Source organism: Tardiphaga sp. OK246 (genome assembly GCF_900188215.1).
Classification (GTDB): domain Bacteria; phylum Pseudomonadota; class Alphaproteobacteria; order Rhizobiales; family Xanthobacteraceae; genus Tardiphaga; species Tardiphaga robiniae.
In genome coordinates this window covers 1-13,031 of sequence record NZ_FZOX01000015.1, presented here as the reverse complement: position 1 = coordinate 13,031, position 13,031 = coordinate 1, and the positions used below count along the sequence as shown (strand labels likewise).

Annotated in this window: 11 protein-coding genes; 8 read left to right on the top strand and 3 right to left on the bottom strand. The window is 62.3% G+C overall.

Going from position 1 to position 13,031, the window contains the following annotated elements; translation table 11 throughout:
- The first annotated feature begins 2 nt into the window (after positions 1-2).
- From CHC01_RS31410 to CHC01_RS31400, 3 genes are all read left to right on the top strand, one after another.
- Positions 3-284 (top strand): type II toxin-antitoxin system HicB family antitoxin, encoded by a 282-nt coding sequence (locus CHC01_RS31410; RefSeq protein ID WP_089268248.1) that lies wholly within the window; start codon positions 3-5, stop codon positions 282-284.
- Between the two features lie 154 nt (positions 285-438).
- Positions 439-1,359, top strand: a complete 921-nt coding sequence (locus CHC01_RS31405) for an ABC transporter ATP-binding protein (RefSeq protein WP_089268247.1) — start codon at positions 439-441, stop codon at positions 1,357-1,359.
- 1 nt (position 1,360) lies between these two features.
- A complete protein-coding gene (locus tag CHC01_RS31400) occupies positions 1,361-2,122 on the top strand; it encodes an ABC transporter permease (protein WP_068734061.1) in 762 nt (253 codons plus the stop codon).
- 63 nt (positions 2,123-2,185) lie between these two features.
- Here the strand turns inward: CHC01_RS31400 and CHC01_RS31395 are convergent, their stop codons facing one another.
- A complete protein-coding gene (locus CHC01_RS31395; protein WP_089268246.1) occupies positions 2,186-2,512 on the bottom strand; it encodes a hypothetical protein in 327 nt (108 codons plus the stop codon).
- Between the two features lie 278 nt (positions 2,513-2,790).
- Between CHC01_RS31395 and CHC01_RS31390 the strand changes: the two genes are divergently transcribed.
- Positions 2,791-3,579: a L,D-transpeptidase gene (locus tag CHC01_RS31390; protein WP_089268245.1), complete on the top strand. Its 789-nt coding sequence runs from the start codon at positions 2,791-2,793 to the stop codon at positions 3,577-3,579.
- Positions 3,580-3,639: 60 nt separating this feature from the next.
- On the opposite strand, the gene CHC01_RS31385 is transcribed toward CHC01_RS31390, so the two are convergent.
- On the bottom strand, positions 3,640-5,916 hold the full coding sequence (locus CHC01_RS31385; RefSeq protein ID WP_089268244.1) for a spermidine synthase: 2,277 nt from the start codon (positions 5,914-5,916) through the stop codon (positions 3,640-3,642).
- 190 nt (positions 5,917-6,106) lie between these two features.
- On the opposite strand from CHC01_RS31385, the gene CHC01_RS31380 reads away from it, so the two are divergent.
- Both CHC01_RS31380 and CHC01_RS31375 read left to right on the top strand, forming a co-directional pair.
- On the top strand, positions 6,107-7,708 hold the full coding sequence (locus CHC01_RS31380; RefSeq protein WP_089268243.1) for a phytoene desaturase family protein: 1,602 nt from the start codon (positions 6,107-6,109) through the stop codon (positions 7,706-7,708).
- 203 nt (positions 7,709-7,911) lie between these two features.
- Complete coding sequence (locus tag CHC01_RS31375; RefSeq protein ID WP_089268242.1) at positions 7,912-8,802, top strand: 50S ribosomal protein L11 methyltransferase; 891 nt, start codon at positions 7,912-7,914, stop codon at positions 8,800-8,802.
- Positions 8,803-8,873: 71 nt separating this feature from the next.
- Here CHC01_RS31375 and CHC01_RS32140 read toward each other — a convergent pair whose 3' ends face one another.
- Entirely contained in the window at positions 8,874-9,089 is a 216-nt protein-coding gene (locus CHC01_RS32140; RefSeq protein ID WP_141137217.1) for a hypothetical protein, read from the bottom strand.
- Between the two features lie 189 nt (positions 9,090-9,278).
- Between CHC01_RS32140 and CHC01_RS31370 the strand changes: the two genes are divergently transcribed.
- Together CHC01_RS31370 and CHC01_RS31365 are read left to right on the top strand one after the other, a co-directional pair.
- A complete protein-coding gene (locus CHC01_RS31370; protein WP_089268241.1) occupies positions 9,279-11,117 on the top strand; it encodes an aminopeptidase P family protein in 1,839 nt (612 codons plus the stop codon).
- Positions 11,118-11,195: 78 nt separating this feature from the next.
- Positions 11,196-12,419 carry a multidrug effflux MFS transporter gene (locus CHC01_RS31365; RefSeq protein ID WP_089268266.1) on the top strand — a complete coding sequence of 408 codons (1,224 nt, stop codon included), beginning with the start codon at positions 11,196-11,198 and terminating at the stop codon, positions 12,417-12,419.
- Positions 12,420-13,031: the final 612 nt, after the last annotated feature.

Here is a 13,031-nt window from a genome sequence, read left to right as displayed (position 1 = left end):
CAATGCCGGTCTATATTGCGCTCATTCAGAAGGACGCCAGCGGCACCTTCAACGTTTCCTTTCCCGACCTGCCCGGCATCGTGACCGCCGGTGACACCCTCGATGAAGCCATCGAGGAAGCCGAGGAAACGCTCGAATACGCGGCCGGAGACTGGCGCAATCCGGACGGCTCGAGCGGCCTTCCGACGCCGCGCACCATCGAGCAATTAACCAGCGACCCTGCATTTGCCGATGCGGCCGACGGTGGCACGATTGTCGAGATCGACTACGAAGCCGCAGAATAGCCCTAAAATCGCCTGTTCCGCGATTGCGCCGGCGCATCTTCATTCCTATGTACGCACCCCGCGCCCGACAAAGCCGTTTCGGCTGTGCCGTTCGTGCGTCCCGGTATGACCGCCCGGTCCTCTGCCTTCCCCTTTTCGAACGATCATATCGCCGATGTCTCCCATCATTTCCGTTTCCAATCTGACCAAGAGCTATGCCTCGGGCTTTACGGCCCTGAAGGGTATCGACCTCGACATCAACCGCGGCGAGATCTTCGCGCTGCTGGGGCCGAACGGCGCTGGCAAGACGACGATGATCAGCATCATCTGTGGCATCGCCAATGCCACCTCCGGCAAGGTCATGGTCGATGGTCACGACATCGCCCGGGACTATCGCGCCGCGCGGTCGCTGATCGGGCTGGTGCCGCAGGAACTGCACACCGACGCCTTCGAATCGGTTTGGGCCACGGTCAGTTTCAGCCGCGGCCTGTTCGGCAAACCGAAGAACCCGGCGCTGATCGAGAAAATCCTGAAAGACCTCTCGCTGTGGGACAAGAAGGACAACAAGATCATCACGCTGTCCGGCGGCATGAAGCGCCGCGTGATGATCGCCAAGGCGCTGTCGCACGAGCCGCAAATCCTGTTCCTCGACGAGCCCACCGCCGGCGTCGACGTCGAATTGCGCAAGGGCATGTGGGAAGTGGTGCGCACGCTGCGCGCCGCAGGCGTCACGGTGATCCTCACCACGCATTACATCGAAGAAGCCGAGGAGATGGCCGACCGCATCGGCGTCATCAACAAAGGCGAGATCATCCTGATCGAGGAAAAGACCAAGCTCATGGAGCAGCTCGGCAAGAAGCAGCTCAAGCTGTATCTGCAAGGCAAGGTCACGGAGATTCCAGCCAGCCTGGCTCACTACAACCTCGAACTGGCAGCCGACGGCCATCAGTTGATCTACAGCTACGACACCAAGAGCGAGCGCACCGGGATCACCAGCCTGCTCGGCGATCTCCGCGAATCCGGCATCCGCTTCTCCGATCTCGACACCACGCAGAGCTCGCTCGAAGACATCTTCGTCAGCCTGGTGAGGAAGTAACATGAACTTCAGAGCTGTCCGCGCCATCTATCTGTTCGAAATGGCGCGCACCTGGCGCACCGTGCTGCAGAGCATCGTTTCGCCTGTGATTTCCACCTCGCTGTATTTCGTGGTGTTTGGCGCCGCGATCGGCTCGCGCATCACCTCCATCGAGGGCGTCAGCTACGGCACCTTCATCGTGCCTGGTCTCGTGATGCTGTCGGTACTCACGCAGAGCATTTCCAACGCCTCGTTCGGCATCTATTTCCCGAAATTCACCGGCACGATCTATGAATTGCTGTCGGCGCCGGTGTCTTACGTCGAAGTCGTGCTCGGCTATGTCGGTGCTGCTGCGACCAAGTCGATCCTGCTGGGCCTGATCATTCTGGCCACCGCCGGACTGTTCGTGCCGCTGCACATCCTACATCCGTGGTGGATGCTGACCTTCCTGGTGCTGACGGCAGTGACGTTCAGCCTGTTCGGCTTCATCATCGGCATCTGGGCCGACGGCTTCGAGAAACTGCAGGCGATCCCGCTGCTGGTGGTGACGCCACTGACCTTCCTGGGCGGTAGCTTCTACTCCGTCAGCATGCTGCCGTCGGGTTGGCGAACCGTCACGCTGCTCAATCCGGTCGTGTATCTGATCAGTGGCTTCCGCTGGAGCTTCTACGAAATCTCCGACGTCAGTGTCGGCTGGAGCATCGGCGTCACCTGCATGTTCCTGGTGATTTGCATGTTCGTCGTCTGGTGGATTTTCAAGACAGGCTACAAGCTGAAAAACTGAAATCGCTGATAATAAAATGGCCCGGTTTGAACCGGGCCATTTTCATTTCAAATCAATATCCGCTTAGCGATAGCAGCGGAATTTGCCATGGCGGTTGTAATAGCCGCGGCACTGTGTCCGTCGACCTTCTGGAATTCCAAGTACACCCTTCACGCCGCCCACGGCCGCGCCGACGCCAAGGCCAACTGCGCCACCGACCACGCCGCCGACCGGTCCGGCGGCGCGATTGCCGTCACGGTAACCTTGGTTGGCGCCCTGCTCACCACCCCGGAATACGCCCTGCGCCTGCGCAAAATGCGGCATGGCGACCAGAGCCAGCACGCCCGCAGCGAACGCCAGGCGGGTCTTCATCGACGAACTGATCGGCAACACAGCGGTCTTAACGGTCATCTGGAGCTTCCCTCTGAGCGACGAGAATTCGCCGCTTGCGATTGTGGGAGGGCAACGCGCGACCTAGGAACCGGTTCCATCTGCCTTCATGAGAAGCTTCCTATCGCGCATCGTCGGGTCGGGCCGAGCCCTCTTTCGGCCCGGTCGCCGCCTTGGTGCCGCCTAGCCCAACATTAAGGATGCACGAAACTGTCACTGGCACGCGGGCCGCCCGATATGCATATTGGGTGCGGGACGGTAGGCGGTACAACAGGTTACGGCCCGGAGGCCAAGGTAAGATGCGTTCGTTTTATATGACCCTTGCAGGTCTCGTTGTTTTCGCCGCTACCAGCACTGCGCAGGCCAAGATCGCCATTACCGTCGACAAGGATGCCCAGCAGCTGACCGTCGTTCAGGACGGCGTCGAGAAATATCGCTGGCCGGTGTCGTCAGGCATTCCGTCCTACGAGACCCCGAATGGCAGCTTCCAGACATTCCGCATGGAGGAGGATCACTTCTCCAAGGAATTCGACGACGCGCCGATGCCCCATGCCATCTTCTTCACCAAGAAGGGCCACGCCATCCACGGCACCGATTCCGTGAACCGCTTGGGCTCGCCGGCCTCCCACGGCTGCGTCCGGCTGTCGCGCGAGAACGCCGCGACCTTGTTCGCCATGGTCAAGGCCGACGGCGTGCTCAACACCACCGTCACGCTGACGGGCTCCTCGCAGGTCGCCATCGCCCGCAATCCGCGCCCGGCGAAGCCGTCTGCCGTCGCCCGCCGCGATATCGCTCCTGCCTCACCGTCTTATGACGCCGCCGGCAATCCCATGGATCTCACGCCGCAGGCCGTGGCACCGAACCGCCGCGTCGCGCGTCAGGTACAGCCGGCGGATGACGATCGTTACATCTATCCGGCCGATGGCAATGACGGTCAGCGTTATCCGGCCCCTCCCGGCTATCGCCGCATGACCGAAGCCGAGACCCAGCAATATTACGCCAATCGCGGCTATTACAGCCGGCAATACCCGCCGCAGGCCTACGCGCCGCGGCCCTATCAGCCGCGCGGCTTCTTCGGCGATTACTGAGCGAACATGTGTGACGCGTTTCCCTGACGCAGGCCGGCGTCCACTTCGCTTGAAAACGCTTCAGTTATCCCCGTCCCGTAGCCGGCGCCACACGGCGCCGAGCACGTTGGAATAGTCGTCGGTCCAGACCCGCTGATCGTCGTTCGCCTCGGTCAGGGCCCATTGCGATGATGTCGCGATGGGGCCGACATCGGCGGCGTCATGGGCCGAGATGACCACATTGGTCGAGAAGATATATTCGTTGTCGCGGCCGGAATCCTCCGAATAGACCCAGCTCTTCATGTCATTGGCATCGGCTATGCCGACCACGACGCTGGCGAGTTCGAGATGCCGGTTCGACACATGCATGACGACGGCGCCCTGCGGGGCGAGCTTTTCCTTGTAAATCTCCATCGCTTCCTCGGTCGCCAGATGGATCGGGATCGCGTCCGACGAATAGGCATCGACGATGATGAGATCGTAGACGCCGTCAGGCTCTTTCGCGAAAGTGAGCCGCGCATCGCCGATCACCGGCTTGACGTCGGGTTCGCACTTCTGGATGTAGCTGAAATATTTCGGATCCTTGGCGGTATCGACCATCGACTGGTCGATCTCGAAGAATTTCCAGTCCTCGCCCGGCGCTGATGCACAGGTCAGTGACCCCGAACCAAGTCCGATCACTGCCACGCGAAGCGGTGCCCCCTTGCGCGCACGCACCGCCGTGATCGCCTGCCCGATGCCGCCGTCCTTGTAATAATAGGAGATCGGCTCCGGCCGGCCGGTCACCGGCGTGCCATCGTCATTGAGATATTTCTCGGCGCCATGGATCGTCGTGCCATGCATCAGCACGTGATACTGGTTGTTCGGCGTCACCACGATCTTGTGCACGCCGAAGAAACTGCGCACGGTCTCAACCCGGCCGTCGTCTGCCGGGTAGAAACGGATCAGCGCCAGCGCAAGAACGGTGATCGCCACGAGCTTGAGCCGATCGGCCCTTAGCAGGATCGCAATTATCATGCCCACGATGGCAACAGCGCTGACGACATAGACGCGCTGGGCTTCGATCCATGTAAACAGCTTGCCAGTCGTATAGCTCGGTGCAATCAGCGCCACCGCGGCGATGACCAGTGCGATCCAGTACCAGCGCGCCCAGCCGGAATACCGCTCCGGCAATGACGGCCTGCACAGCACGGCAAATGCGATCAGGATCGGGTATTCCGCGATCCATGAAAATGTGAATGGCGCGATCAGGCCAGCAAACAGACCACCGACCATGCCGCCGAATGACAGTGCGACGTAGTAGCCCGTGAGATACCGGGCAGCCGGACGCTGCCGAGCCAATTCACCATGGCACGCCATGGCAATAATGAAGAAGCACAACAGATGACCACCGAGGGTCAGCAGCAGATTCTGTTCGCCGCCAACTGCGAGCAGGACAACCACACCGGCAATCGCGAGAGGCTGCAACATCAGGACCCATGAGTGCGGCAGCAGCGGACGCGACTGGAACACTAGCACCCAGGTTAGCAGATAGAGCGACAGCGGCAGCACCCAGAGCAACGGTGCCGCAGCGACGTCCGTCGAGATATGCGCGGTGACCGCGATCAGCAGGCCGGACGGGACAGCCGCGAGGAAGATCCAGCGGGCACGCAGCGCCCAGCTCGGCGCCGGCGCGTCGATGGCATCAGCCCCCGGTTCAATGACCGCAATCGGCGGCGACTTCAGTAGCAAGACGCCGCAGCCGGCGATCAGCAGGATCAGTAGGCCATAGCCGGACGTCCAGATCAGGTTCTGCGTGCGCAGCGAAAACATCGGCTCCAGCAGCACCGGATAGGTCAGCAGCGCGAGAAAGCTTCCGATATTCGACGACGCATAGAGGAAATACGGATCGGGACCGTTGGGATGGCCGGTGCGCACGAACCATGCCTGCAGCAGCGGATTATTCGCGGCGAGCGCGAAGAACGGCAGACCGATGGACACCGCGAACAGGCCGAGTAGCCAGAACGCATAGCCACTCTCCGGCGGCGTGCCCCAGCCCGATGCGATGGACAGCGGCAGCGTCAGCAGCGCAACAACCAGCAACAGGAGATGAACGACGATCGGCACCAGCCGGCTTCGCAATTGCATCAGATAGTGGGCATAGGCGTAGCCGCCGAGCAGCAGCGACTGGAAGAACACCATCGCCACCGACCACACCGCCGGCGACCCGCCGAGCCGCGGAAGCACCATCTTGGTGAACAGGGGCTGCACCGAGAACAACAGGAGCGCGCTGGTGAAGATCGCCGCGGTGTAAACCACCAGAAGAAGCCGATTGCGGGAGGCCGAGTTTGGGGCGGCGACGGGCTGCGACGAACTCATGAAGGCTCCAGCATATTGCGCGGCAGAAAGGCGAGAATCCGGCAGGAGACCGGCGGGCGGGAATGGAGCATATGGCACCGTTTCGGGCAATGTGCGCTAACTATGGAACCACAATCGTGATGGGCGGCCTTGTGCCGCGCGCGCGCCTCTTCGATAAAGAGGGCCCCTAGCAGGCTTTGTTGAAGCGGACATGTCAGACACCGACGTTTTGATCATCGGCGCCGGCCATAACGGCCTCACTTGCGCGGCCTATCTCGCCATGAGCGGGTTGCGCGTGAAGGTGGTCGAACGACGTTCCGTGGTTGGCGGCGCCGCGGTGACGCAGGAGTTTCACCCCGGCTTCCGCAATTCGGTCGCGGCCTACACTGTCAGCCTGCTCAACCCGCAGATCGCCTCTGATCTGAAGCTCGCCGAACACGGCCTGCGGATCGTCGAGCGCAAGGCGCAGAATTTCATTCCCGCCCCAGACGGCAGCTATCTCCTGACAGGTGAAGGCCGCACGCAACAGTCGGTTGCCAAGCTCAACGCGCGCGATGCCGAGCGGATTGGTGCGTTCTCGCATGAGCTCGAAGTCATCGCCGATGTGCTCAGGGATTTAGTGCTGCGTTCACCGCCGAACGTCGTGCAAGGTTTCGGTCTCGGCGCGATCAGCGAAGCCATCAATGCGCTCGGCACCGCGAAGATTCTCAACGCACTGACCATCGAACAGCAGCGCGTATTGCTCGATCTGTTCACCTGCTCCGCCGGCGAGATGCTCGACGATGTGTTCGAACACGATCTGGTCAAGGCATTGTTCGGCTTCGATGCCGTGGTCGGCAACTATGCGAGCCCCTATGCCGCCGGTTCGGCCTATGTGATGCTGCATCACGCCTTTGGCGAGGTGAACGGCAAGAAAGGCGTCTGGGGCCACGCCATCGGCGGCATGGGCGCGATCACGCAGGCCATGGCCGCCGCGGCACGCTCGCACGGCGTGCAGATCGAGCTCGACAACGGCGTGCGCGAAGTACTCGTGGAGAACGACAAGGTCGTCGGCGTCATCCTCGATAATGGCGAGAGTATCCGCGCGAAATATGTCGCCTCCAACGTCAATCCGAAGCTGCTCTATACACGGCTGATGCCGGCGGATGCGCTGCCCAAGCCGTTCCTCGATCGCATCCATAACTGGCGCAATGGTTCCGGCACGTTCCGCATGAATGTCGCGCTGAACGCCCTGCCCTCATTCACCGCATTGCCCGGCAACGGCGACCATCTCTCGGCGGGCATTATCGTCGCGCCGAGTCTCGCCTACATGGATCGTGCCTGGCTCGATGCGAAGCAGCACGGCTGGAGCCGCCAGCCGATTGTCGAAGTACTGATCCCCTCCACTCTTGATGACAGCCTCAGCCCACCAGGCCAGCACGTCGCCAGTCTCTTTTGCCAGCATGTTGCACCGACACTCCCGAACGGCGCATCGTGGGATGACCATCGGAACGAGGTCGCGGACCTGATGATCAAGACCGTCGATGACTATGCACCGGGCTTTGCCGCCAGCGTGATCGGCCGGCAGGCATTGTCGCCGCTCGATCTGGAGCGCGACTTCGGCCTGCTCGGCGGCGACATCTTCCATGGCGCGCTCTCGCTGAACCAGCTGTTCTCGGCCCGCCCGATGCTCGGCCATGCGGATTATCGCGGGCCGCTGAAGGGGCTCTATCACTGCGGCTCCGGTGCACATCCCGGCGGCGGCGTGACGGGCGCGCCTGGCCACAATGCGGCCAAGGCGATCCTCAGGGACCACCGGGCGCTGTTCGGCTGAGGACATCCTGTGGATAAGCCTGTGCATAGGCAGTGGATGGGTCCTGAACAAGCCTGTGCGGAAGCTCGGGAGTACAGCGGTATAATCAGCTTATAACCCTGTGCATCGCCACTGTATCGCCCCTGTATCCTCGCAGGGATAAACCCTGTACCAAGCGCGCCTAAGCTGTGCAGATCCTGTTCACGACGCTATCCGGACCCGCGATGACCACGCCTCAAGGAACCAGCCGCGCCACCTTCGCCGTCGGCGACGAATTCAGCGCCAAGCGCATCGTCGATCTCCTCACCGAGAGTTTCGAGGAAGGCCAGGCCGCGATTGCTGCATTCGAGAGCCCCGAGGGCCGCTGGGACGTCACCGTCCATTTCGCCGATCCGCCCGACGAAGCCTCGATCCGCGAGCTCGTCAGCCTTGCCTCGGATGACACCGTGGCGGCGAGCATCGTGTTCGACAGCATCGAGGCCAAGGACTGGGTCAAGGAGAGCCTCAAGGGTCTGGTGCCAGTGCGCGCCGGCCGCTTCATCGTCCATGGCCAGCATGACCGGGACCAAGTACGGCCCAATCAACTCGGGATCGAGATCGAAGCCGCACTCGCTTTCGGCACCGGCCATCACGGCACCACGCGCGGCTGCCTCATCTATCTCGATTATGTGCTGCGCGCGAAGGCGCCGAAACGGATGCTCGATCTGGGCACCGGCACAGGCGTGCTGGCCATCGCTGCTGCGAAGGCCACGAAGCGGCGCGTACTCGCGACCGATATCGACCCGATGTCTGTGAAGGTGGCGCGCGAGAATATGCGGCTCAACGGCGTCGGTAATCTCGTCGATACTGTTTGCGCAACGGGCTTCTCGTCGCCAGCGTTTGGCGATCGCGCGCCGTTCGACCTGATCCTCGCGAATATTCTGGCCAACCCGCTGCGGGCGATGTCCACAGACATGACACGACACCTCACCCGCAATGGAATGGTGATCCTGTCCGGCCTGTTGCCGCATCAGGCGATGAGTGTGATCGCCGCCTATCGCGCCCGCGGACTGGTGCTCCGCAAGCATCAGATCGTTGAGGGCTGGAGCAGCCTGTTGATGCAGCGCGCAGGCTGATACGCCATTCGTCATTTTCCGAACTCCGGAATAACGACGGGCGATCTGGCTAAAGCTGACGGCTGATTTTGCTACTTCGGGGGCGGTACGTCGCGGCGACGAAGCACTGCATTTTCCAACCGCTCGACGCGCGTCACGCGAGCTTCGACGAAACGGCCCAGAATCTGGATGATACCGCTGCGTTGATTTGGCTGACTGGGCGGAGTTTGGGTGGACTGCACCTGGGTAGGCTGGGAATGGCCAAGCGTGGCGGGTGGCGAAATTTTCTCGAACGTAAAAGCAGGCATTGTGTATCCCCTCTTCGTTGAGTTGAGACACTCTGAATGGCCAAGCATCGCACCGACAACACGAGCCGGGGGACGTTGTTCCATCCGGTTGAACACAACCACCAGATTTCAAGCATAACTTGTGCCAAATCTGCGCAACCCTGCCCCTCGATTGCAGGCCTGACAGCGCACCCATAGGATGATCCCGCGATGTTCGAAGCCCATTTCCAGACGTTCGAAGAGCCCGAAAGCGGCGTGGCGCTGACTGCGCGGCTGGCCGCATTTCGCGAGGAATTGCTGCGGCGGAAACTGACAGGCTTCGTGATTCCCCGCGCCGATCAGCAGCAGAACGAATATGTGCCGCCCTCCGACGAGCGGCTGGCCTGGCTCACAGGCTTCACCGGATCGGCCGGCATGGCCGTGGTGCTACTGCAGGAAGCCGCCGTCTTCGTCGACGGCCGCTATACGCTGCAGGCGGCCAAACAAGTCGATGTGAATGCGTGGAGCATCCAGTCGCTGGTCGAGCCGCCGCCGGAGACCTGGCTCGCCGACCACCTGAAGCCCGAAGATCGCCTCGGATTTGATCCATGGCTGCACACTTCTGCGGCAGCCGAGAGGCTGGCTACCGCCTGCGCCAAAGCCGGCGCCGAACTCGTCGCGGTCGACAGCAATCCGCTCGATTCGGTGTGGGCCGAGCGCCCGGCGCCGCCGCTCGGCGCGGTATCGATTCACCCGCTCAACTATGCCGGCGTTTCCGAGGCCGACAAGCTCGCCCAGATCCGCGGCGAGATGGAGCGCCTGCGCGTCGATGCGCTGGTGCTGTCGGATTCCCATGCGGTCGCCTGGGCCTTCAACATCCGCGGCGCGGATGTCTCGCATACGCCGCTGCCGCTGTCCTATGCGCTGGTGCCGAAACACGGCCGCCCGCAGATCTTCATCGACCACCGCAAGCTCTCCAACAGCACGCGCAACCATCTTGAAGTCTCGGCCGATGTGCAGGAGCCGGATGCGCTGACGTCGGCGCTCGCAAACCTCGCCGCCTCGGGTGCTTCGATTGCGCTCGACAATGCCACCGCCGCCGATGCGCTGAGCCGGTTGATCACGGCTGCCGGCGGCAAGCCCGTGCGCGGCAATGATCCCATCGCTCTGCTCAAGGCAGTGAAGAATCCCGTCGAGATCAAGGGCACGCAGACCGCGCATCGCTGCGATGCTGTGGCACTGGCGCGCTTTCTTGCCTGGATCGACCGCGAGGCGCCGAAGGGCAAGCTCACTGAAATCGATACCGTCGAGGCGCTGGAGACCTTCCGCCGCCAGACCGGCGCGCTGAAGGATGTCTCGTTTCCGACCATCGCCGGCACCGGCCCGAACGGCGCCATCGTGCATTACCGCGTCACCCGCAAGACCAACCGCCGTATTGCGCTGGGTGATCTGCTGCTGATCGATTCCGGCGCGCAATATGAAGACGGCACCACCGACGTCACCCGCACCATCGCCATCGGCGAGCCGACCGACGAAATGCGCGATCGTTTTACGCGCGTGCTGCGCGGCCATATCGCCATTGCCCGCGCGGCGTTTCCCGATGGCACGACGGGCGCGCAGCTCGATACGCTGGCACGCCAGTTCCTCTGGCATGCCGGCCTCGATTTCGCCCATGGCACCGGCCACGGCGTTGGCAGCTATCTGTCGGTGCATGAAGGCCCGGCGCGGATCTCCAAGCTCGGCACTACGCCGCTCAAGCGTGGCATGATCCTCTCCAATGAGCCCGGCTACTACAAGACCGACGCCTTCGGCATTCGCATCGAGAATCTCGAACTGGTTGTCGAAGCCCATATCGAGGGCGCCGAACAGCCGATGAATGAATTCGAAACGCTGACGCTGGCGCCGATCGACCGCCGGCTGATCAATACGCATCGCATCAGCAAGCGCGAGCTGAAATGGATCAACGACTATCACGCCCGCGTTCGCCGCGAGGTGATGCCGCTGCTCGACGATGAAGCGACGCGCGTCTGGCTCGAAGCGGCGACCGAGCCGCTGACGCAGCCGCAATAGCGAGAGAACAGCCACCACGTGAATTACAGCCCGCCCATTCCCAAAGTCGACGTCGTCGACCTCTCCAAATCGCGGGTGATGCTGCTGTTGCTGGTGGTGATGACCGGCATCGCGCCGATCTCGCTCTATATGCTGGTGCCGGCGCTGCCCGAACTCGCCCGCACTTTCGACGCCGACATCTCGATCGCGCAGATGACCGTGTCGCTCTACATGGTCGGCCTCGCTTTCTCGCAGCTCATCATGGGACCGCTGTCCGACAAGTTCGGCCGAAGGCCTGTGCTGCTTGCCGGTCTCGGCCTGATGGTGATCGCCGGCATCGGCAGCAGCTTTGCGCTCACATTGCCGCAACTCATCGCCGCGCGGTTCTTTCAGGCGCTCGGCGGCGCCACGGGCATGGTGATGAGCCGCGCCATCATCAGGGATCTTTATCCGCGCGAGCGCGTCGGCGCGATGATCAGCCTCGTCATCGCCGTGATGATGATCGCGCAGATGCTGAGCCCGCTGGCCGGCGGTTTGCTCGAGACCGGCTTCGGCTGGCGCGCGATCTTCTATGTAGTCACCGCGTCTTCGCTGGTCGTGACGCTCGCGATCGCATTTTTTCTGCCGGAGACAAGACGGCGCGCTACCAGCGACGCGGCCGGCGGCGGCTTCATCGCCGACTCCCGGGTGCTGCTGCGCAGCCGGACCTTCATCGGCTATCTGCTGTGTTATGTCGTGGCCTCCTGGATCATCTTCACCTTTGCCGGCGGCGGTCCATATGTGGTGGTCACGCAGATGGGCCGTACCTCGGCCGAATATGGCGCATGGTTCGCGACATCGGGTCTGGCCTATCTCGTCGGCAATCTGTGTTGCGTGCGCTTCGCTCCGCGCCGGACCATCGAACAACTGATCTGGTTCGGCCTCGCGCTGCAATTCGGCGGCGCCATGCTCAACGTGGTCTGGGGTCTCACCGGCCTGAACCAGAATCCTGCCTGGCTGTTCCTCACCCATATGATCGTGATGTTCGGCAATGCCTTCGTGATGTCGAACGGCGCTGCCGGCGCGCTCAGCATTCGCCCGCAGGCGGCTGGCACGGCATCCGGCATGATGGGCTTCCTGCAGATGGGTTTGGGCTCGCTGTGCTCGCAATTCGGTGCCTGGCTCGGCGGCCATTTCGCGACACCGGTGCCGCTCAATATCGCGCTCGTCGTGCTGTCCTGCGGCTGCGCAGCCGCGATGATCTTTCTGGTCCTCCGCCGCAAGGTGGTGGTGACGGAAGAGATGATCGAACAGGCCGAAGGCGAAGAGACGGGATTGTTGTAGGAGCGCTTTTCTCTCCACGTCATGGCCGGACTGCGCGAAGCGAGCTTCGCTAGATGTTCCGGCCATCCACGCCTTGCTGTGGATGTCGAAGGCGTGGATACGCGGGACAAGCCCGCGCATGACGACTGAGTATGTCGTGGCCACGAAGCGCCACGTCTCTCCTGATTCAACTGTCAAACAGCCACTGCTCGTCAGACATGCGTCATCACCCCCATTGTTTGCGGCGCGGGGGCGCCGTCGTCTCTTGCATTCCCGCCCCCTTGTGAGAGGGCGTGCGGAACGCCAGGTGCCCGTTGCACCCTTGGGCCTGATGCGATGCGGTCTTCCGCAATTGAGAGTGCATCAGGACTTTCGGAGGCGCCGAGCGATTGCCCGACGTTCCGCATGCGGTGTTTTTTCGGTTGCTTGCACATCTGCCATGGCGAACGGTCCCATCACCAAAATTAATGTCCCAGGGCGGAGGGACAGGGTAGCCGCAAAGCACTTGGCCGAACGCGTTTCGATTTGGTCGTCCGTCACACTGTCCAGGGCTCTTTCCATCTCAAGGCCGGCCGTGTCCTTGCCAGTGGCAGTGCTGGCGCAGATCCGTCCTGCCCGAAGACAGACGTCCCC